Origin of the sequence: Billgrantia ethanolica (genome assembly GCF_021404305.1) — a bacterium.
In the GTDB taxonomy this organism is placed as follows: Bacteria; Pseudomonadota; Gammaproteobacteria; order Pseudomonadales; family Halomonadaceae; genus Halomonas; species Halomonas ethanolica.
On record NZ_JABFTX010000001.1, the window covers coordinates 1,654,663 to 1,674,236 of the forward strand.

The 19,574-nt window shown below is 66.0% G+C and carries 17 protein-coding genes; 1 reads left to right on the forward strand and 16 read right to left on the reverse strand.

Translation table 11 applies throughout. From position 1 onward, the window contains the following. Nucleotides 1-40: 40 nt before the first annotated feature. Complete coding sequence (locus HOP53_RS07590; protein ID WP_234269450.1) at nucleotides 41-2,290, reverse strand: heavy metal translocating P-type ATPase; 2,250 nt, start codon at nucleotides 2,288-2,290, stop codon at nucleotides 41-43. Nucleotides 2,291-2,407: 117 nt separating this feature from the next. Between HOP53_RS07590 and HOP53_RS07595 the strand changes: the two genes are divergently transcribed. Next, complete coding sequence (locus HOP53_RS07595) at nucleotides 2,408-3,490, forward strand: PA0069 family radical SAM protein (RefSeq protein ID WP_234269451.1); 1,083 nt, start codon at nucleotides 2,408-2,410, stop codon at nucleotides 3,488-3,490. 4 nt (nucleotides 3,491-3,494) lie between these two features. Here the strand turns inward: HOP53_RS07595 and HOP53_RS07600 are convergent, their stop codons facing one another. From HOP53_RS07600 to glpK, 15 genes are all read right to left on the reverse strand, one after another. Further along, nucleotides 3,495-4,490, reverse strand: a complete 996-nt coding sequence (locus HOP53_RS07600) for a zinc-dependent alcohol dehydrogenase family protein (RefSeq protein WP_234269452.1) — start codon at nucleotides 4,488-4,490, stop codon at nucleotides 3,495-3,497. A 75-nt stretch (nucleotides 4,491-4,565) separates the two neighbouring features. Further along, complete coding sequence (locus HOP53_RS07605; RefSeq protein WP_234269454.1) at nucleotides 4,566-5,363, reverse strand: DUF2797 domain-containing protein; 798 nt, start codon at nucleotides 5,361-5,363, stop codon at nucleotides 4,566-4,568. A gap of 203 nt (nucleotides 5,364-5,566) precedes the next feature. After that, complete coding sequence (locus tag HOP53_RS07610) at nucleotides 5,567-5,851, reverse strand: YeaC family protein (RefSeq protein ID WP_234269455.1); 285 nt, start codon at nucleotides 5,849-5,851, stop codon at nucleotides 5,567-5,569. Nucleotides 5,852-5,866: 15 nt separating this feature from the next. Further along, a complete protein-coding gene (locus tag HOP53_RS07615) occupies nucleotides 5,867-6,715 on the reverse strand; it encodes a rhomboid family intramembrane serine protease (protein WP_234269458.1) in 849 nt (282 codons plus the stop codon). A gap of 370 nt (nucleotides 6,716-7,085) precedes the next feature. Further along, on the reverse strand, nucleotides 7,086-8,072 hold the full coding sequence (locus HOP53_RS07620) for a metallophosphoesterase (protein ID WP_234269716.1): 987 nt from the start codon (nucleotides 8,070-8,072) through the stop codon (nucleotides 7,086-7,088). Nucleotides 8,073-8,088: 16 nt separating this feature from the next. Continuing rightward, a complete protein-coding gene (locus tag HOP53_RS07625) occupies nucleotides 8,089-8,982 on the reverse strand; it encodes an NAD(+) kinase (protein WP_234269460.1) in 894 nt (297 codons plus the stop codon). 64 nt (nucleotides 8,983-9,046) lie between these two features. Further along, on the reverse strand, nucleotides 9,047-9,916 hold the full coding sequence (locus HOP53_RS07630) for a carboxylate/amino acid/amine transporter (protein WP_234269461.1): 870 nt from the start codon (nucleotides 9,914-9,916) through the stop codon (nucleotides 9,047-9,049). Nucleotides 9,917-9,973: 57 nt separating this feature from the next. Next, nucleotides 9,974-11,686, reverse strand: coding sequence for a glycerol-3-phosphate dehydrogenase/oxidase (locus tag HOP53_RS07635; RefSeq protein ID WP_234269462.1), 1,713 nt, complete (start codon nucleotides 11,684-11,686; stop codon nucleotides 9,974-9,976). Between the two features lie 136 nt (nucleotides 11,687-11,822). After that, nucleotides 11,823-13,592, reverse strand: a complete 1,770-nt coding sequence (locus tag HOP53_RS07640) for an ABC transporter substrate-binding protein (protein ID WP_422677596.1) — start codon at nucleotides 13,590-13,592, stop codon at nucleotides 11,823-11,825. A 33-nt stretch (nucleotides 13,593-13,625) separates the two neighbouring features. Further along, nucleotides 13,626-13,898 (reverse strand): DUF2160 domain-containing protein, encoded by a 273-nt coding sequence (locus HOP53_RS07645; protein WP_234269463.1) that lies wholly within the window; start codon nucleotides 13,896-13,898, stop codon nucleotides 13,626-13,628. 16 nt (nucleotides 13,899-13,914) lie between these two features. Then, the gene (locus HOP53_RS07650) at nucleotides 13,915-14,808 is read right to left on the reverse strand and encodes a carbohydrate ABC transporter permease (RefSeq protein WP_103968094.1); all 894 of its coding nucleotides are present in this window, start codon (nucleotides 14,806-14,808) and stop codon (nucleotides 13,915-13,917) included. A 1-nt stretch (nucleotide 14,809) separates the two neighbouring features. Next, complete coding sequence (locus tag HOP53_RS07655) at nucleotides 14,810-15,694, reverse strand: carbohydrate ABC transporter permease (protein ID WP_086511669.1); 885 nt, start codon at nucleotides 15,692-15,694, stop codon at nucleotides 14,810-14,812. After that, nucleotides 15,691-16,788, reverse strand: a complete 1,098-nt coding sequence (locus HOP53_RS07660; protein ID WP_103968093.1) for an ABC transporter ATP-binding protein — start codon at nucleotides 16,786-16,788, stop codon at nucleotides 15,691-15,693. The genes HOP53_RS07655 and HOP53_RS07660 overlap by 4 nt, the downstream gene beginning before the upstream one ends. Beyond that, nucleotides 16,788-17,876 carry an ABC transporter ATP-binding protein gene (locus HOP53_RS07665; protein ID WP_234269464.1) on the reverse strand — a complete coding sequence of 363 codons (1,089 nt, stop codon included), beginning with the start codon at nucleotides 17,874-17,876 and terminating at the stop codon, nucleotides 16,788-16,790. Before HOP53_RS07665 ends, HOP53_RS07660 begins: the two co-directional genes overlap by 1 nt. Before the next feature lie 51 nt (nucleotides 17,877-17,927). Continuing rightward, on the reverse strand, nucleotides 17,928-19,460 hold the full coding sequence (glpK, locus tag HOP53_RS07670) for a glycerol kinase GlpK (RefSeq protein ID WP_234269466.1): 1,533 nt from the start codon (nucleotides 19,458-19,460) through the stop codon (nucleotides 17,928-17,930). Nucleotides 19,461-19,574: the final 114 nt, after the last annotated feature.

A 19,574-nucleotide genomic window follows, 5' to 3' on the forward strand; every position in this document is an offset into this window, starting at 1 on the left:
GCGTGGGGCAGCCGCCATCTTAACAGGCTGGCTCGGCCTGTCACGGCGCCGTGCCCAGCGCTCCCACCTGCTGGCTCTGCTGTCGTACCTGGGGCTCCCGCTCGCCGGCCAGGGCCAGGCGTGCCGAATTCGCCACTACGCTGAGCGAGCTGGCCACCATGGCCAGCACCGCTATCAGAGGCGGAATCGGCATGGCCACCGCCAGCCCCAGTGCCAGCAGGTTGTAGATGCCGGAGAGCACCAGATTCTGGCGCATCACCCGGCGCGTGCGGCGCGCCAGGCGCCAGGCCACCTCGACCCCGGCCACCCCGGGCTTCAGCAGCGCCACGCTGGCGCCCTCCTGCACCGTGCTATTGGCACCCAGCGGCGCCACGCCGACGCTGGCGGTGGCCAGCCCCACCACGTCGTTGAGCCCGTCGCCGACGTAGAGCGACGGCTGCGGCATGGCCGCCAGCAGCTTGGCCTTGGCCTCGGGGCTGCGCCCGGCATAGCACTCCTCCGCTTTCATGCCCACCGCATCCGCCAGCCGCCTCACCGCCAGCGCCCTGTCGCCGCTGATCAGCGCCAGCGCGAGGCCGTGACGGCGCAGCTCGGCCAGCGTTGCTGCGGTGCCGGGCAGGGCCGTCTCGCCTAGGGTGAAGCGCGCCGACAGGGCACCGTCGCAGGCCAGCAGCACTTCGCTCTCTCCCGAGTCGGCGGCCTGCTGGGTGGCAACGCCCTGCTCGGCGAGCCAGGCACGGCTGCCCAGCAGCAGCTCTCGCCCGTCGCCAAGTGAGACCCGGCGCCCGCGTCCGCCGACCTCCTCGGCCTGCACGATCTCGAGCTCCCCGCCCGCCCCGGCATCCTGGGCATCTTGAACATAGCGACGCACGGCCCGCGCCAACGGGTGCTCGCTGCCACGCGCCGCCACCGAGGCCAGCGCCAGCAGCTCCGGTTCAGGCAGGTTGGTCGCTGAGTGCATGGCCTGCACCTGCGGCTCTCCGGCGGTGAGGGTGCCGGTCTTGTCGAAGGCGGCGCTACGGATTCGCGCCAGCGTCTCGAAGGCCCCCGGGTCGCGAATCACCACGCCGCGCTCCAGGGCCTGGCCGCTGCCCGCCAGACCGGCCAGGGGAATCGCCAGGCCCACGGCGCAGGGGCAGGCCACTACCAGCACCGACAGCGCCCTCACCCAGGCCTCCTCGGTCGGCACGCCGGCCAGCCAGGTCGCCACCAGGGTAAGCAACGCCAGCACCACCGCCAGGGGGCTGAGCCAGCCGGCGAAGCGGTCCGCCAGCCGCTGCAGCTCGCCCTTGCGCGCCTGCTGCCACCACATCTGCTCGCGCAGCCGGTCCAGACGACACTCGCCGGCGGGCGCGGTGACCTCGAATACCAGCGCCGCACCGAGGTTACGGCAGCCGGCCGCCACGGCATCGCCCGGCAGGCAGCGCCGCGGCGCGCTTTCGCCGGTCAGCGGTGAGAGGTCGAGCAGCGCTTCGCCATCGCGGAGGACGCCATCCAGCGCCAGGGTCTCGCCGGGCTCGACGCGCAGCCGATCCCCCACCGCCACCGCTTCCAGCGCACAGGAGTGCCAGGCATCCGCCACCCAGCGCTGTACCTGCGCCGGCGGCCGATGCAACGCCTGGAGCGCACGCAGCCCGCGGTGGCGGCACAGGGTTTCCACCAGCCGGCCGACCAGCAGCAGGGTGACCAACATCACCGCGGTATCGAAATAGACCTCCGGCGAGCCCAGCATCAGCAGCCACAGCGATACGCCCACCGCCGTCAGCGCGCCCAGCGCCACCAGCGCATCCATGCCGGGTCGCCATGCCCGGGTTGTGCGCCAGCCGGCACGGTAGAACGGCAGTGCCACGTAGGTGACGACCGGCAGGGCGAATGCGCCCGAAACCCAGGCCATGATCACGTCCAGCTCGGCACTGGGCATGGCACCGGCATAGATCAGCAGCGAGGCGAGCATGGTCCACATGCCGAAGGCCACGGCCATGAGCAGCCGCAGGGTGAGATAGCGGCTCTCGGCATCGAGCCGCGCTTCGGCATCGCCTATCGCTTCGGGGGGACCGAGGCGGTAGCCGAGCCGGCTCACGGCGGCGGCCAGCCGCGCTTCCTCGAGCGCCGGCGGCTGCCCCTGCACCAGCAGGGTGGCACTGGGGTAGTGCACGCTGGCGGCGCTGACGCCGGGCATGCGGGCCAGCTGTGCCTCGACGGCCAGGGCGCAGCTGGTGCACCACAGCCCCTGAACCGAGTAGAGCGCCTCACCCTGGCGCTCGGATTGACTGTCGGAGATGGCATCCATACGGCAAAGCGTAAAGGAAACCCCGGGCAAATGCCCGCCAGATGGAGCCATTCACGATTGGCACCTGGCCAGCGCCCCTCTATACTGTATATGAATACAGTTAAATGAAGGCTCGCCATGCCCCACTTCGACATAAAGCAAACGCGCAAGGGTCGCGGCGCCACCTACAACCCCAGCAACCGCTTCGCCCCCACCCACAGCGAAACGGAGGACGACGGCTGGTGGCAGGAGGAGATGCCGACGCGCCTGGCCACGGTGGTCAGCGAGGAGCGGGCACGCAGCGCGCTGGCGTGGAACGACTCCCCGGACCTGGCCTTCGACCGCTCCCTCAACCCCTACCGCGGCTGCGAACACGGCTGCATCTACTGCTATGCGCGACCGAGCCATGCCTACTGGGACATGTCGCCGGGCATCGACTTCGAGACCCGGCTGATTGCCCGCAGCGGCCTGGTGGATCGCCTGCGCGAGGAGTTCTGCAAGCGCAGCTACGTGTGTCGCCCCATCGCCTTCTCCGGCAACACCGACTGCTATCAGCCGCTGGAGGCGGAACGCGGCACCAGCCGCGAGATACTGGGCTTCCTGCTCGAGTGTCGCCACCCGGTGTCGATCATCACCAAGAGCGCGCTGATCCTGCGTGACCTGGACCTGCTGGGGGAGCTGACCCGCCGGCGGCTGGTGCGGGTGTCGATCAGCCTGACCAGCCTCGACACCGAGCTCAAGCGCAGCCTGGAACCCCGGGCCGCCTCCCCCGCCGCGCGCCTGCGCACCGTGCAGCGGCTGCACGAGGCCGGCATCCCGGTGGGGGTGATGGTGGCGCCGGTGATACCGGGCCTGACCGACCATGAGCTGGACCGCCTGCTGGCAGCGGCGCGTGACGCCGGCGCCCAGTGGGCGGGCTGGACGCTGCTGCGCCTGCCGCGGGAAGTGGCCCCGCTGTTCGAGGATTGGCTGGAGGCCCACTACCCCGAGCGGGCACGCAAGGTGATGAGTCTGGTGCGGCAGAGTCGCGGCGGTGCCGACTACGACAGCCGCTTCGGCACGCGCATGCGCGGCGAGGGCGTGTTCGCCGAGCTGATCGCCCAGCGCTTCGACAAGATCTGCCGACGGCTGGGCCTCAACGACCCGGCCACCAGCGAATCGCGACAGCTCGACGTCACCGCGTTCCGCCCGCCGCGAGCGCAGGGCGACCTGTTCGAGTGACGCCTCAAGGCACGATGACGGCAGCTCCCGTCAGCCGGCCCTCGCGCAGGTCGCTCAGCGCCTGGTTGGCCCGGTCCAGCGGGTAGGCGTGCGTCTCGGTGCGAATCGGCACCGTGGGGGCCAGGGCCAGGAACTCCTCGCCGTCCTGCCGGGTGAGGTTGGCCACCGACTTGACGCTGCGCTCTTGCCACAGCAGGCGATAGGGGAAGGCGGGAATGTCGGACATGTGGATACCGCCGGAAACCACCGTGCCACCCGGGCGTACCTGCGCCAGGGCCAGGGGAACCAGCTCTCCCACCGGCGCGAACAGTAACGCGGCATCGAGGGGCTCCGGCGGCGCCTGATCGGCGTCGCCGGCCCACACGGCCCCGAGCCTTCGAGCGAAGGCCTGGGCCGCGTCGTCGCCCGGTCGGGTGAAGGCATACACTCGCTGCCCACGCGCCACGGCGAGCTGCACGAGGATATGCGCGGCGGCGCCGAAACCGTAGATGCCGAGGCGGCGGTTCTGCTCGCCACCGGCCAGGCGCCAGGTGCGATAGCCGATCAACCCCGCGCACAGCAGCGGTGCTGCGGCCTGGGCGTCCTCGGCGATCAAGGGGAAACAGTAGCGGGCATCGGCCACGCCGTACTCGGCGTAGCCGCCATCCAGGGTATAGCCGGTGAAGCGTGCCTGAGGGCAGAGATTCTCGCGACCGGCCAGGCAGGCCTCGCACTCGCCGCAGGTCCACCCCAGCCAGGGCACCCCGATGCGCATGCCCACGCTCAGGTGCTGGACGCTCTCGCCTACCGCCGTGACCTCGCCGACGATCTCGTGACCGGGAATCAGGGGTAGCACAGGCGAAGGCAGCTCGCCGTCCACCACATGCAGATCGGTGCGGCAGACGCCACAGGCCAGCACGCGGAACTGCACCTGGGCAGTGTCGGGCTGTGGCCTGGGGACCCGGTCTAGCTGCAGCGGCTGACCGGGGGCATGCAGGCGCATCGCGCGCATCGTGCTCATGACGGCTCCCTCGCAACGAAGTCTCTTCGGGGAGCATAGCGCAGCCTCTCGGCTGCGCTCAGTTCCGTGCCCAGGTCAGCTCACCGCTACCTCGTAGCCGGTGAACTTGCGCAGGTTGATCACGCCCGTATCGAGGATCAGATACTGTCCCTTGAGGCCCAGCAGGGTGCCGGCCACTTCGGGCTTCTTGTCGAAGTTGTGCGAGACGATCTTGCGCGGGAACTCCAGCACCGGGTAGTCGAAGCTCACCGGCGGCTCGTCGAGCAGGCGAATGGTATCGGCACCGAAGCGTTGGCGTAGCTGGCCAAGCCCGCTCTCCAGACGCGCCAGCAGGCGATCGCGCTCGACCAGCAGGTCCATCGGTTCGACCTCGCCCTTGAGCATGGCGCGCCAGTTGGTGCGGTCGGCCACCTCCTCCTTGAACAGCATCTCGACCAGACCCGACTGCTGGCGCGTCTCGACCGACAGGATTGGCATCGCCTGGATCGCGCCCTGATCCAGCCAGCGCGTGGGCACCTGGGTACCGCGGGTGATGCCCACCTTGAGGCCGGAGGAATTGGCCAGGTAGATGACGTGGGGCTGGAAACAGTGGCGTTCGGCCCACTCCGGCTCACGGCAGGTGCCGGCGTCGAAGTGGCAGGTCTCGGGCTTGACGATGCAGGTGTCGCACTGGGCGAGCCGGGTGAAGCAGGGGTAGCAGTAGCCCTGGGCGAAGCTCTTCTTCGTCGCCCTTCCGCAGTGGGTACAGGCGATCGCTCCGGTCCACTGCAGCCGCAGCGGCTGGCCGAGCCGCGCATTCAGGTCGAGGCGATGCTCGCCGGCACGCAGCGTGTAGCGCACCGCGCCGCCCTGCTCGCCCGGCGCGACGGCCATCTTGCTCAGGCAACCCTGAACTACGGCGGAATCGATTTCTTTCGTTTCAATAATATTCATAGGGGATGTGGCATAGACTGGCGAGCGGGATGAAGCGCAAGGCGCACGGAGCACAGGAACCGGAGCATATGGGGTATATGTGAGGATTCCGCGCACCGCGCAACGCAGCGATTCGCCCGCGCAGCCATGTATGCCGCATTTCCTCAGTCACGTGACGCATCCCGGGCAAGCCCCGCCAGCTCCGGCGGAACGTTAGCGCCGCTGCTGGCGCTGCCGCAGGTGCGCTGCTGCAGATAGCCCACGCGCAGCTCCTCGGGCACGTGATTCTCGTGCTCGTAGCGAATCACCGCCTCGAGACAGAGTTCGGTCTGCTCGGCGGTCAGCATGCGCCCGTCGGGCCATTTGCGCAGCGCCACCGCCTGCTTGAGGCTCTCGTAGATGGCCGGCGTCATCTGGCGGATCATGCGCTCGAAGGTCATATCGCTCATGTAAAACTCTCTTGATCAAAGACGGCGGGCACGGCTGGAATAATACCACCCCAGCAGGAGCCCCACGACCAGCCCGCCCAGGTGCGCCTCGTTGGCCACGTTGCCGAAGCCTACCGCCGCGGCCATGTCAGTCATGGTGAACACCATCCAGCCGAGCATGAACACCACCAGCATCTGCGGCACGAAGAAACCGCTGTGCGGCGCGCGGCGCGACATCAGCCAGACGTAGCCGAGCAGCGCGAAGTCGACCCCCGACATGCCGCCGAACAGCACGGTCCCGGTGGCGTACTGGGCCAGGTTGGCACCGATGCCCGCCACCAGCAGGATCATCAGCATGCGTCCGCTGCCCTGCAGGGTCTCGACCTGGCGACCGAAATACCACAGCCACATCATGTTGAAGATCAGGTGCATCCAGCCGAAGTGGATGAACGCCGGCGACAGCAGACGCCAGACCTGCCCCGAGGCGATGGAGTCGGTCAGGCTGCCGAACGCCAGGCTGCCGTTGACGATCCCGACCGGCACGATGGTCAGCATGGCCACCACGATATCGCCGAGCAGGTACATCAGGCCGAAGACCAGCAGCGAGATCCCCAGCGCCGCGGCGGTGACCGGCGCCTGGCGGAAGGCCACGGCCAGGGAACCGCCGGTGCCGGACGCACGCTTGCGGCGCGCGGGCATGACCCGCTCACCGCGCTGCCAGCGCGTCAGCAACTGCATCAGGGCGTCGTGCTGATCCGGGTCGGCCAGCCACAACACCTGACCTTCCGTTTCCTCGGTAAAGCGGTGCCCGATGCGATGCGCCCACAGCGCCCGACGAAGTTCGCTGGTATCCATTTCGTGGGGAAACAGCATGATGCGATACATGAACGCTTCCTGAACCAAGGTTTTGAGTGCAATCTTGCGCTGGGACGGGGCTTTTCTCAAATCTGCCCACTGATGCCCGGAGAAAATCGGGGCACAGAAAAAATCCGGCGGAAGGGGGGCCGCCGGACAAGAGCAAGGGATCATTCAAGGGAACACCTACTCTGACGAGCGAGCCGAGGGGAAGTTCAGGGGTTCGAGAAAAAAAGTTGTAAAACTTTGTATCTTGAATCAGAAGCGCTGCACCAATCGACGAGCGGGATGAATCGCCAGGCGCACGGAGCACAGGAACCGGAGCATATGGGGTATATGTGAGGATTCCGCGCACCGCGCAACGCAGCGATTCGCTCGCGCAGGCATTGGTGCAGAGTTTCTAGTCGAAGTCGATTTCCCACGGCCGCGGCCTCGCAGCTTCCTCCTGCGGCACCCTCACCCAGACGAAATGGTTGGCATCCAGCCGCCGTTCGCCGCTCCAACGGTAAGCGACGAGGCGCCCGAATTTCACCGCGCTGTAGTCGAGACAGGCAATGTTGGCCGTGGGCAGCGCCGGCACCCCTTCACACCAGTAATGGCCGATGAACAGCGGCGGCTGGTCGAGCCCGTAGTGCGGCAGGCGGGCCCGCTCGGCCGCGGTGAGCTCGCGCTCTTCGAGAGCGTCGGGCAGGTTGTCGGGCTGAAAGACGACGTCGCCCCAGGTCTGGGGCTCGCGTGCCCAGAAGTGGGCACGGAAACTGCGTCGGGTGAAGCCGTCGCCCGAGTGGATCTCCACCCCGGCGGGCAGGGGCAGATGCACGCCACGAGTCAGGCGATCGAGTATGCGATAGGCCAGCGTATCCGCATCGACGGACTGTCTGAGGAACGGCTCGTCGATGATGCCGCCCGGGCACTCCTTCTCCAGCGCATCGATCAGCGGCTGGTCCCAGCAGGCGTGCACCACGCGGAAGTCGTCGAAGTCGAGGTAGAGCGGGATCTCCATGAACCAGCTCAGCGTTTCGTCCCACTCGGCGGGGTGGTCGCTGTACTGGTCGAGGGTCTCCTTGATGATGCGGTTGTGCCGGGGCGTGTGTTCGCGCAGCCATTCACGCCCCAGCTGGCTGGGCGCGCGGTGGCAGTAAGCCAGGGCGTTGTACTCATGATTGCCCATGACGATATGCGCCTCGCCCTCTTCCACCATGCGCCGGGCGATGCTCACCGCCAGACGTATGCGCGGGCCGCGATCGATCAGATCGCCGAGGAAGATCGCCTTGCGCCGGGGATGACGGTAGACGCCGCCACGCTGATGGTAGCCAAGCTTCTCCAGCAGCGCCCCCAGGGTCGCCCCGCAGCCGTGCACGTCACCGATCAGATCGTAGCCTTCTATCGCCGCCTGCCTCACTTCAGTCTCCCAGCCGGTTGCTCCAGCCCAGCTTGCTGCGCAGGACCTCGTAGAAGTTATGACCGAGCGGATGCACGAGTTGCACCCGCTGCGGCTTGCGCTTCACCACCAGCACGTCATCGGGCTTGGCCACGGCACGGGTCTGGCCGTCGCAGCTGATGTGCGGGTAGGTCTGGTTGGTCTCACCGATGTGTACGTGGATCTCGCTGGCGGCATCGATGACGATGGGCCGGCTGGAGAGCGTATGGGGAAACATCGGCACCAGCTCGATGACATCCAGCTTGGGGTGCATGATCGAACCGCCGCCCGACAGCGCATAGGCGGTCGAGCCGGTGGGTGTGGCCATGATCAGGCCATCGCTGCGCTGACTGCAGACGAACTGCTTGTCGATGAACAGCTCGAACTCGATCATGCGCACCGCCTTGCCGGGATGCAGCACGACCTCGTTGAGCGCATCGCCGCTGCCTACCAGGGTACCGTCCCGGTAAAGCTCGGCGTCGAGCAGGAAGCGCTCTTCCACCTCGTACTTGCCGTCCAGCACCTGCCCTACCCGCTCTTCGAGTTCGTCCGGCGAGATGTCGGTGAGAAAGCCCAGGCGGCCACGGTTGACGCCAAGCATCAGGGTGCCGCTGTGGCACAGCGTGCGGGCAGCGCCCAGCAGGCTGCCGTCGCCGCCCACCACGATGACCAGGTCGCAGAGCTCGCCCAGCGTGCGGCGGCTGGCCTCGGGATGACCATGATCGGGCAACACGGTCGCGGTGCGATCCTCGACGATCACATGCAGGCCACGCTCATCGAGAAGACGAAGCAGTCGCTCGAGGGTCTCGACCACCTTGGTGCTGCCCAGGCGGCCGATCAGACCGATGTTCTTGAACCCGTCGTGCTGCTTGTGCATGCCCTCGCCTCTCGCGTCGTGGGCGTTCATTATGGAGACAGTGGGCAGGACGGGCAAACGCGTCTCAGGCGGGAATGGCAGCGCGGCGGCGCAGCCACCACTCGTTGAGTACCAGAGAGCCGACGATGATCGCCCCGCCCAGCCCCAGTCGCAGCAGATCGGCGTCGCGGTTCCAGATCACCAGATTGACCAGCAGCCCGGCCGGGATCAGCGCGTTGTTCATGATCGCCAGGGCTCCGGCATCCACTCGGGTGGCGCCGAGGTTCCAGAAGAAGTAGCCGAGGCCCGAGGCCACCAGCCCCAGCCAGGCCAGTACGCCCCAGTGCACGCTGGTGGTAGGCAGTGCCGAGGCGTTGCCGAGCAGCGCGAAGGCCGGCAGCGCCACGACCAGGGCGCCGAGGTAGAACCAGGCAAAGACGCTGTGACGGGGCAGCTCGGCGGGCAGCTCCGCGGAGAGGCGCCGATAGCCCACCTGACCCAGCGCAAAGCAGAGGTTGGCGCCCTGAACCACCAGGAAACCGAGCAGGAAGCCGCTGTCGATACCGTCGTAGCGGATCACCGCCGCTCCCACTACCGCCAAGGCGGCGGTAAGCAGGTAGAACGGCGTGAAGCGGCCGAACAGCGCATCGTCGAGCAGCGTCACGTAGAGCGGCGTGAAGATGGTGAAGAGCAGTACTTCCGGCACCGTGAGCAGCAGGAAGGACTGGTAGAAGAAAATGTACATCACACCCAGTTGCACGGCGCCCAGGCCCATCAGCGCCAGCCGCTGGCGGCCGGCCAGCAGCCTGGGGCGCAGGAACGGCAGGAACACCAGGGCCGCCAGCATCACACGCACCAGCACCGCGAAATAGCTGTCCACCTGACCGGCCAGATAGACGCCGATCAATGAGAACGAGAAGGCCCAGAGCGCGGTAACGCCGATCAAGTAGCCCACGGTCAACCTCGTATTCGATTTGAGTTGACGCGGATTATACTGCCAACCCGCCGCACATCAATGCGACGCCTGACGTCCCGGCTCCGCTCCCGGTTCGGCCAGCACAGTGCTCGCTGCGTCGAGTGTGGCAGCCCGCTCGACGGCGGCGGCCTCGCTGCGCTCGCGCCGGGTGGTGTCGAAGTACTCCTCCAGACGCGCATCGGCCTCGTCGCCAAACAGGATCACACAGGCCTCGCGCAGCCCCGGCGAGCGACGCATCGCCTCTTCATGCACCACCAAGGCGATCTTCGAGCGCCGCCGCAGGAAGTCCTCCAACCGCGTGATCATCTCCCGCCGCTTGGCGTAGTGTAGTTCGCAGCGCAGATACTCGGTGCCCTCTATCAACACTTCGGCCTGACGGGGGTCCTCGCGGATCTCCTCGAGCATCTCCAGCGCATGGGTGCCGTAGCGCCGCCACAGCCGGGTCGACAGCGGCTCGGACGACGCTTGCGCGGTGAGATCGTCGAGTCGCATTAGCCTGGCCTGGTGCAGAAACTCCCGGCGCACCTGATCGGGCGGCTCGCCGTACCAGCGGTGCTTCGGGAAAGGCACCTCGATCCCCATGCGGTTCACCGCTTCGACCACCTCTTCGCCGACGTTGAGGCAATCGGTCAGCTTGCCGCCGAAGATGCTCAGATGGGCATCCTGCCGGTTGATGTCGATGGCATGCTTGCGCGAAAGCTGCAGGAAATCGCGCTCGCCGCCGCCCGCAGCCTTGACCGCCAGGGGGCGCACGCCGCAGCGGATGGAGATGATGTCCTGCTGATCCAGCGGCCGCTCGAGCCGTAGCCGCTTGTTGATGTTGCCGAGCACGAAGCGGATGTCTTCTTCCGTCGCGACCACTTCCGGACGCTCGACCCGGGTGTCGGTGGTGCCGATGCAGGTTCGCGGCCCCATGGGGATGACGAAAAACAGCCGGCCATCATCGGCGAAGAAGGCCAGCACCCGCTGGCTGTCGGTCAACCTCGGCACGATCAGGTGGATGCCCTTCGAGTAGACGTGGCGATGGTTCGTCGACTGACCGGTGAGCGCGTTGTGCTCGTCGACCCAGGGGCCGGCGGCATTGATCAGCACCCGCGAGCGCACCGCCAGCTCCTTGCCCGTCATGACGTCGCGCACACGGGTCAGCCAACCGTCCGGCTCACGCTGGGCACCCAGCGATTCGACGTAGTTGACCGCCACGGCACCGTAGTTGAGCGCCCCACGCACGAAGTTGAAGACGAAACGGGCATCGTTATCGTGCAGATAGGCGTCGGAGTACTCGAAGCCGCCAACGGCACTGCTGGTGTCGATGATCGCCTCGTTGTCGCTTATCGCCTGGGGCGACAGAAAGCGCGGTATGCGGGTGAAGCCGTTGCCGATCAGCCAGTAGAGCCAGGCACCGGCCCAGAGATAGCGCGGGTGGTAGCGAAATCCCTGGGTGATGGTGGTGAGAAAGCGGATCTCCTGCACCGTGGCGGGATAGCTCTTGATCAGGTGGTTGCGACTCCGGCACAGCTTGCGTACCAGGGCGAAGTCGCGACTCTCCATGTACTTGATGCCGCCCCATACCAGATTGGAGGAGTGCATGCTGGTGCTGCCGGCGAAATCGCCGCGTTCGATCAGCGCAACCCGAACGCCCTTGCCGGCCAGAGCCGCCGCCGCGGACGCGCCGTTGATGCCGCCGCCCACGATCAGGACGTCGAAGACCTCGCCGCCCAGCTTGTCGATATTGCTGCTACGCAGTTCCATGTGCGGACCTTTCGAAGACAAAGACCCCGTTCGGCGAGCGCCGAACGGGGCCTGGAATGACCCGGACGGGCTACCGGAAACACGAATGGTTGCGAAACCCGGCGCGACTAGCCGTTGCGCCGGGTTTCAGTCGGCATCAACGTGTACCGGCGGCCATCCACTCTTCCATCATCTGGTCGTAAGGAATGGTGGTTCCCTGCGGCATCTCGTCGTCGAGCTTGGCCTTGGGGGCACCCGGCTGCGACAGCCAGTACTCCGGGTCGCGCTCCTCGTTGAGCACCGGCGGATAGGCCTCGAACACGTTGGCCCGGGCCAGGCGCGCCATGATGTTGTCGAGCGCTCCCGCCAGGTTGTCGAGACCCTCCTGAGGCGTGATCTCGCCGCTGATGACCGGCGCCAGGTTTTGCCACCACAGCGGTGCCATGCGCGGATAGTCGGGTACGTTGGTGCCGGTCGGCGTCCACATGGACTCGTTGGGGCTGCGATAGAACTCGACGAGACCGCCCAGGCGCGGCGCCATTTCGGTCATCTGATCGGAGAAGATGTCCGATTCGCGAATCGGCGTGAGCCCTGCCATCAGCTTCTCCAGCGAGACCGTCTTGGCGGTGGTGAACTGGCCGAACAGCCAGGCCGCGGTGCGGCGATCCTCCGGTGTGGAGTCGAAGAAGGTCCAGGAGCCCACGTCCTGATAGCCCACCTTCATGCCCTCCTCCCAGTAAGGACCGACCGGCGAGGGTGCCATGCGCCACAGCGGATTGCCTTCGTCGTCGGTGACCGCCACGCTGGGGTCGATCATGTCGGCAGTGAAGGCGGTGTACCAGAAGATCTGCTGGGCGATGTTGCCCTGGGCGGGAACCGGACCGGCCTCGCCGAAGGTCATGCCCTGTGCCTCGGACGGTGCATAGTCACGCAGCCAGTCCACGGCCTTCTGCATGGCGAACACCGAAGCCGGCGCGTTGGTGCCGCCGCCGCGGGTCACGCTGGCGCCAACCGGACGGCTCTCCTCATCGACGCGAATGCCCCAGTCGTCCACCGGGTTGCCGAACGGGATACCGGGGCTGCCCATACCGGCCATGGAGAGCCAGGAGTCGTGGAAGCGCCAGCCCAGCGAGGGATCGCGGCGACCGTAGTCCATGTGGCCATAGACGCGCACACCATCGATCTCGCGCACGTGGTCGGTGAAGAACTCGGCGATGTTCTCGTAGGCGGTCCAGTTGGTCGGCACGCCCAGATCGTAGCCGTAGATCTCGCGGAACTGCTCCTGCAGATCCTCGCGCTGGAACCAGTCGTAGCGGAACCAGTAGAGGTTGGCGAACTGCTGCGTCGGCAGCTGGTAGATGCTGCCATCCGGCCCGGTGGTGTATTGCAGCCCGATGAAGTCATCGAGATCGAGGGTCGGCAAGGTGAAGTCGGCCCACTCGTTCTCCATCGCCTCGGAGAGGTTGATGGTGGTGCCGTAGCGGATGTGGGTACCGATGGCATCCGAGTCGTTGACGTAACCGTCGTAGATGTTGCGTCCGGTCTGCATCTGGGTCTGCATGTTGTCGACCACATCACCCTCGCCGATGATGTTGTGCGTGACGCGAATGCCGGTGAGCTCCTCGAAGGCCGGGGCCAGCACGTCGCGCTCCCACACGTGGGTGGTCAAGCCCTCGGCCACGGTATTGATCTGCATGCCGCGGAACGGTTCGGCAGCCTGGGCGAACCACAGCAGCTCCTCGATCTGCTCCTCCCTCGAGAGCGTGGAGTTCTGGAAGTGCGTATCGACCAAGCGCTCGGCAATGGCACGGGCATCGTTGGACTGGGCGTGCAGGGCGGCCGAAGCAAGCAGCAGGCTGCCCGCGATGGCCGTCAGTTGGATCCTTTTATTCTTCATGTTGACCTCGTTCTGCGTGTTGTGAGTCATCCGTGACACCTTTATCGTCCGTACGGCCTTGGTTCAGCCCCAGCGCATCAGCACCAGCAACCAGAGGACGGAAGCCCCCAGGGCAAACCAAATCGAGATATCGGTGAAGCCGACCACTACCAGGTGGATATAGGCAGCGGAGAGCAGCCCGATGAAGAGCCGGTCGCCGCGGGTGGTGGCGATCGGCAGAAAGCCGCGCCGCTCCACGCTGGGCGACACCAGTTCCCAGGTCGTCATGCCGAGCAGGATCGCGGCGATGACGGAGAAGAAGATTGCCGTGGGCAGAGTCCAGACCATCCATTCCATCGTCGTTCCCTCCCCTTCAGGTCCGGCCCAGGGCAAAGCCCTTGGCGATGTGATTGCGCACGAAGTAGACCACCACGATGCCCGGGATGATGGTCAGCACACCGGCCGCGGCCAGGGTGCCCCAGTCGATGCCCGAGGCCGTCGAGGTACGCGTCATGATCGAGGCGATGGGCTGGGCGTTGGTAGCGGTCAGGGTGCGGGAGAGCAGTAGCTCGACCCACGAGAACATGAACAGGAAGAACAGCGTCACGCCGATGCCCGAGCGGATCATGGGCAGGAAGATGGTCACGAAGAAGCGCGGGAAGCTGTAACCGTCGATATAGGCGGTTTCGTCGACCTCCTTGGGCACGCTGCTCATGAAACCTTCGAGGATCCAGATCGCCAGGGGAATGTTGAACAGGCAGTGAGCCAGCGCCACGGCGATATGGGTATCGAACAGGCCGACCGAGTAGTAGAGCTGGAAGTACGGCAGCAGGAACACCGCCGGCGGCGCCATCAGGTTGGTCAGCAGCCAGAAGAACAGGTGCTTGTCACCGATGAAGCGAAAGCGGCTGAAGGCATAGGCTGCCGGCAGCGCCACCGAGATGCTGATCAGCATGTTCATCAGCACGTAGGCCAGCGAGTTGACGTAGCCCATGTACCAGTTGGCATCGGTGAAGATGCGCGCATAGTTGGCCACGGTGAAGTTCTGCGGCCAGAACGAGAAGCTGCCGAGAATCTCGCTGTTGGTCTGGAACGACAGGTTGAGCAGCCAGTAGATCGGCAGCATCACGAACACGAGATAGAGACCGAGCAGCGTGCGGCGGCGCCAACGGGTGGTGACGTTACGCGCCCGCTTGCGGCGCAGGGCGGCGGCTTCGGCGGCCTGCTTGCGCACGCTTTCGGGGGTGGTCGGTACGGAGCTGGTCATGTCAGGCTCCTCCCTGAGTGGTGTTGTCTTTCTGGCTGTTCATGATCGCGGTGTAGAAGACCCAGCAAACCAGCAGGATGATGAGGAAGTAGATCAGCGAGAACGCCGCCGAGGGGCCCAGGTCCTGCTGACCGATGGCCATGGTGGTCAACGACTGGCTGAGGAAGGTGGTCGAGCTGCCCGGCCCGCCGCCGGTGAGCACGAACGGCTCGGCGTAGATCATGAAGGAGTGCATGAAGCGCAGCAGCACGCCGATCACCAGCACGTTGGTCAGCTTGGGCAGCTGGATGTAGCGGAACACCGCCCACTTGGAAGCCCGGTCGATACGCGCAGCCTGATAGTAGGCGTCGGGAATCGAGCGCAGGCCGCTGTAGCACAGCAGAGCGATCAGCGGGGTCCAGTGCCACACGTCCATCAGAATGATGGTGGCCCAGGCATCGGCAGGGTTGCGGGTGATGTTGTAGGCGTAGCCCAGCTCGCGGATGCCCACCCCCATCAGGCCGATGTCGCCGCGGGTGAAGAGCTGCCAGATGCTGCCTACCACGTTCCACGGGATCAGCAGCGGCAGCGTGATCAGGATCAGCACCGCCGAGGCCTGCCAGCCGCGCTTTGGCATCAGCAGGGCGATGCCGATGCCCAGCGGCACCTCGATGGCCAGGATGGTGAAGGAGAAGGCGAACTGACGCAGCAGCGCCGCCTGCAAGGCAGGATCGTTGAGCATCACCTCGAACCACTCGGTACCGGTGAAGAAACGCGTGTTGGCATCGAACACGTCCTGTACCGAGTAGTTGACCACCGTCATCAACGGGATGATGGCGGAGAATGCCACCAGCATGAGCATGGGCAGGATCAGGAACCACGCCCGGTTGTTGTAGACCTTGTTCATTGCCCCACCTCCACGCGGAACTCGTCGATGTACAGGTTCAGCCACGCTTCGGGGAAGCGGACGTAGGCATGGCGCCGTGGCAACGGCCGATCCTCTCCCAGGCGCGCCCGGAACGGCATGCCGGCGAAGGTGAACGACACGATGCGGTAGGTGCCGAGGTCCTGCACGTTGTCGATCTCGACGGGGTAGCTGGCTTCACCCGGCTCCGTCAGCACCTCGACGAACTCCGGGCGAATGCCGAGCTTGATGTTGCGCGAGCGGGAGCGGTGAATGGCATTGCGCAGGGCGGGCGGCAGCGTCAGATCGACGGTGCCGGTACGTACGCCCTCTTCGGTGCGCGCCACCTCCATGAGATTCATGCCGGGGCTGCCGATGAAGTAGCCGACGAAGGTGTGTGCCGGCGTCTCGAACAGCTCGCGCGGGGTGCCGAACTGCACCACCTGGCCCTCGTACATCACGGCGATCTTGTCGGCGAAGGTCGAGGCCTCGAGCTGATCGTGGGTCACGTAGATCATGGTGATGTTGAAGCGCTCGTGGATCTCCTTGAGCTTGCGCCGGAGCTTCCACTTGAGCTGGGGGTCGATCACCGTGAGCGGCTCGTCGAAGAGAATCGCCGAGACGTCGTCGCGCACCAGGCCACGCCCCATGGAGACCTTCTGCTTCTCGTCGGCGGTGAGGTTGCGCGCCTTGCGCTTGAGCAGCGAGGTGAGATCGAGCACGTCGGCCACTTCAGCCACGCGCTCACGAATCTTGGCCGCCGGCGTGCCCACGTTACGCAGCGGGAAGGCCAGATTGTCGTACACGGTCATGGTGTCGTAGACCACCGGGAACTGGAACACCTGAGCGATGTTGCGCTCCTCGGGGGCCAGCTCGTTCACCACCCGGTCGTCGAACAGCACCTGGCCATCCGAAGGTGTCAGCAGGCCCGAGATGATGTTGAGCAGGGTCGACTTGCCGCAGCCGGAGGGCCCCAGCAAGGCATAGGCGCCGCCCTGGTGCCACACGTGCTCCATTTCGCGAATGGCGTAATCCTCGGGACCCGAGGGGCTGGGCGAATAGCTGTGCGCCAGCGACTTGAGAGTTATCTGGGCCATCAGTGCGCTCCTGGCCGAGACGGAATGTGCACGACGTCGCCATTCCGGTCGAAGGCATAGATCTTGTGGGTCGGGAAGTAGACCTTGAGCGGCTGGTCCACGGCGAACTCGTACACGCCGGTGAGATGCAGCACCAGGTGGAACAGCTCGTTGCGCACGTGCAGGAAGGTTTCCGAGCCGCTGATCTCGGCGATGTCGACCTGCACCTCGAGTTCGAGATCGTCCTTGGCCTGGCGCTCGAGCCCGATATGGGAGGCCCGCACGCCGAACTGGTACTGCCCCGGCGAAAGGCCCGCCAGATCGCGATTGAGAGGAAAGTGCACGTTGCGGTCGAAGGTCACCTCCGTGCCCGAGACGATGGCCGGCACCACGTTGATCGGCGGTTCGGAGAACATCTCGGCGGTGAGCACGTCGCGCGGACGGTGATAGACATCTTCGGTGGGGCCGTACTGCAGCAGACGCCCCTCGTGCAGCACCGCCGTGTGCCCGCCCAGCGCCAGTGCCTCGTTGGGCTCGGTGGTGGCATAGACGGCAATGCAGTTGCGCGCCTTGAACAGCTCGCGCAGCTCCTCGCGAAACTCCTCGCGCAGCTTGTAATCGAGGTTGACCAGGGGCTCGTCGAACAGGATCAGATCGGCATCCTTGACCAGCGCCCGGCCCATGGCGGTTCGCTGCTGCTGGCCGCCGGAGAGCTCCGCCGGATAGCGCTCCAGCAGATGCTCGATGTGCAGCATGCTGGCCGTCTCGTGAACCCGGCGGCGTATTTCCTCCCGCGGCACTCGCGCCAGCTTGAGCGGCGAGGCGATGTTGTCGTAAACGGTCATGGCCGGGTAGTTGATGAACTGCTGATAGACCATCGAGACGTTGCGCTTGCGCACCGAGGTGCGCGTGACGTCCTCGCCGTGCATCAGCACCCTGCCGCGGGTGGGCGGCTCGAGGCCTGCCATGATGCGCATCAGCGTCGTCTTGCCGGCCAGGGTTCGCCCCAGCAGCACGTTGAAGGAGCCGGGCGCCAACTCGAGGTTGACGCCCTCGATATGCACGGCTCCGTTGACCACGTGATCGATGTTTTCAAGTATCAAGGACATGCTGAACTCTTTGTCGTCGTTATTGAGTCGTGGGTGAGCCCCAGGCGGGCTCTAGCCGGCGAGCGACACTGCGTGCTCCGTCGCACACCCGGCAGAAAGATCGCGATCGCTCTTCACCCGCTCCACGGCCACCTGCCAGCCGGCATAGAGCGACTCGCGGATATCCGCCGGCATGCGTGGAAAGAAGGTGCGCTCGCACTGCCAGCTGGCCGCCAGCTCGTCCAGCGAGCGGAACCAGCCGATGCCCAGCGCTGCCAGGTAGGCCGCCCCCAGGGCCGTGGTCTCGCGCACCACCGGGCGGTCGACCTCCTGCCCCAGCATGTCGGCCAGGCACTGCATCAGCCAGCCGTTGGCGACCATGCCACCGTCGACCCGCAGCCTGCCCTGGCCGAGGCCGACGTCCTGCTCCATGCAGCGGTGGAGATCGCGTGTCTGAAAGCACACCGAGCGCAGCCCGGCGGCCACCAGCTCGGCAATGCCGGTGTCGCGGGTGAGACCGAAGATCGCCCCGCGGGCACGCGGGTCCCAGTGCGGCGCCCCCAGCCCGGTGAAGGCCGGTACCAGATAGACGCCGCTGCCCGCCCGGGTCTGCTCGGCCAGGCGCTCGGTTTCGGCGGCGTCATCGAACAGCCTGAGCCCGTCGCGCAGCCACTGCACCGTGGCTCCGGCCACGAAGATGCTGCCCTCCAGGGCGTAGGTGGGAACGCCATCGATCCGATACGCCAGGGTGGTCAGCAGGCGGTTGTTCGAGCTCACTGCCTGCTCGCCGGTGTTGAGCATGATGAAGCAGCCGGTACCGTAGGTGCTCTTGACCATGCCGGGCTCGAAGCACGCCTGGCCGACCAGCGCGGCGTGCTGGTCGCCGGCCACCCCGGTGATGGGAATGGGGTGACCGAACAGACCGGGCTCGATGCTGCCGTAATCGCTGCTGGAATCCCGCACTTCGGGCAGCACGGCGGCAGGAATGTCGAACAGCGTCAGCAGCTCCGCATCCCACTGCTGGGTGTGAATATCGAACAGCAGCGTACGCGAGGCGTTGGTGGCATCGGTCGCGTGGTGCCGGCCGCCGGTCAAGCGCCACACGAGATAGCTGTCGACGGTGCCGAAGGCCAGCTCGCCGCGCTCGGCGCGCTGACGCGCCCCAGGCACGTTGTCGAGAATCCAGGCCAGCTTGGTGGCGGAAAAATAGGGGTCGATCAGCAGCCCGGTACGCTCGCGCACCCGTTCGGCATGGCCGCCGGCATTGAGCGCATCGCAATGCGCCACCGTGCGCCGGTCCTGCCATACGATCACGGGATGGATCGGCACGCCCGTAGCGCGATCCCAGACCACGGTGGACTCACGCTGGTTGGTGATACCGATTGCCGCGATGTCTCGAGGCGCAACACCGGTGCGCTCAAGAACCTCGCGGCAGACCCCGATCACGGTCTGCCAGATCGTCTCGGCGTCATGCTCCACCCAGCCATCGTCGGGAAAGGATTGGACAAGCTCCTGCTGAGCGATGGCCAGCGGGCTCAGGGAGCGGTCGAAGAGAACGGCGCGCGAGCTGGTCGTGCCTTGATCGATGGAGAGTAGGTAGGACATTAGCCTCGCCCGATTATTCTTGTGGGTCGAAGTTGAGGCCCTGGCTGATCGAAACGAAAACTAACCACTCGGTCAAATGTTCTATTTCAATCAAAAAAAGCCTCAAATGTTCGT

What these genes read in the sequence shown, in the direction of transcription:
- HOP53_RS07590 (WP_234269450.1), bottom strand. Translation starts at nt 2,290, where the DNA reads ATGGATGCCATCTCCGACAGTCAATCCGAGCGCCAGGGTGAGGCGCTC.
- HOP53_RS07595 (WP_234269451.1), top strand. Translation starts at nt 2,408, where the DNA reads ATGCCCCACTTCGACATAAAGCAAACGCGCAAGGGTCGCGGCGCCACC.
- HOP53_RS07600 (WP_234269452.1), bottom strand. Translation starts at nt 4,490, where the DNA reads ATGAGCACGATGCGCGCGATGCGCCTGCATGCCCCCGGTCAGCCGCTG.
- HOP53_RS07605 (WP_234269454.1), bottom strand. Translation starts at nt 5,363, where the DNA reads ATGGCCGTCGCGCCGGGCGAGCAGGGCGGCGCGGTGCGCTACACGCTG.
- HOP53_RS07610 (WP_234269455.1), bottom strand. Translation starts at nt 5,851, where the DNA reads ATGAGCGATATGACCTTCGAGCGCATGATCCGCCAGATGACGCCGGCC.
- HOP53_RS07615 (WP_234269458.1), bottom strand. Translation starts at nt 6,715, where the DNA reads ATGTATCGCATCATGCTGTTTCCCCACGAAATGGATACCAGCGAACTT.
- HOP53_RS07625 (WP_234269460.1), bottom strand. Translation starts at nt 8,982, where the DNA reads ATGCACAAGCAGCACGACGGGTTCAAGAACATCGGTCTGATCGGCCGC.
- HOP53_RS07635 (WP_234269462.1), bottom strand. Translation starts at nt 11,686, where the DNA reads ATGGAACTGCGTAGCAGCAATATCGACAAGCTGGGCGGCGAGGTCTTC.
- HOP53_RS07640 (WP_422677596.1), bottom strand. Translation starts at nt 13,592, where the DNA reads ATGACTCACAACACGCAGAACGAGGTCAACATGAAGAATAAAAGGATC.
- HOP53_RS07645 (WP_234269463.1), bottom strand. Translation starts at nt 13,898, where the DNA reads ATGGAATGGATGGTCTGGACTCTGCCCACGGCAATCTTCTTCTCCGTC.
- HOP53_RS07650 (WP_103968094.1), bottom strand. Translation starts at nt 14,808, where the DNA reads ATGACCAGCTCCGTACCGACCACCCCCGAAAGCGTGCGCAAGCAGGCC.
- HOP53_RS07655 (WP_086511669.1), bottom strand. Translation starts at nt 15,694, where the DNA reads ATGAACAAGGTCTACAACAACCGGGCGTGGTTCCTGATCCTGCCCATG.
- HOP53_RS07660 (WP_103968093.1), bottom strand. Translation starts at nt 16,788, where the DNA reads ATGGCCCAGATAACTCTCAAGTCGCTGGCGCACAGCTATTCGCCCAGC.
- HOP53_RS07665 (WP_234269464.1), bottom strand. Translation starts at nt 17,876, where the DNA reads ATGTCCTTGATACTTGAAAACATCGATCACGTGGTCAACGGAGCCGTG.
- glpK (WP_234269466.1), bottom strand. Translation starts at nt 19,460, where the DNA reads ATGTCCTACCTACTCTCCATCGATCAAGGCACGACCAGCTCGCGCGCC.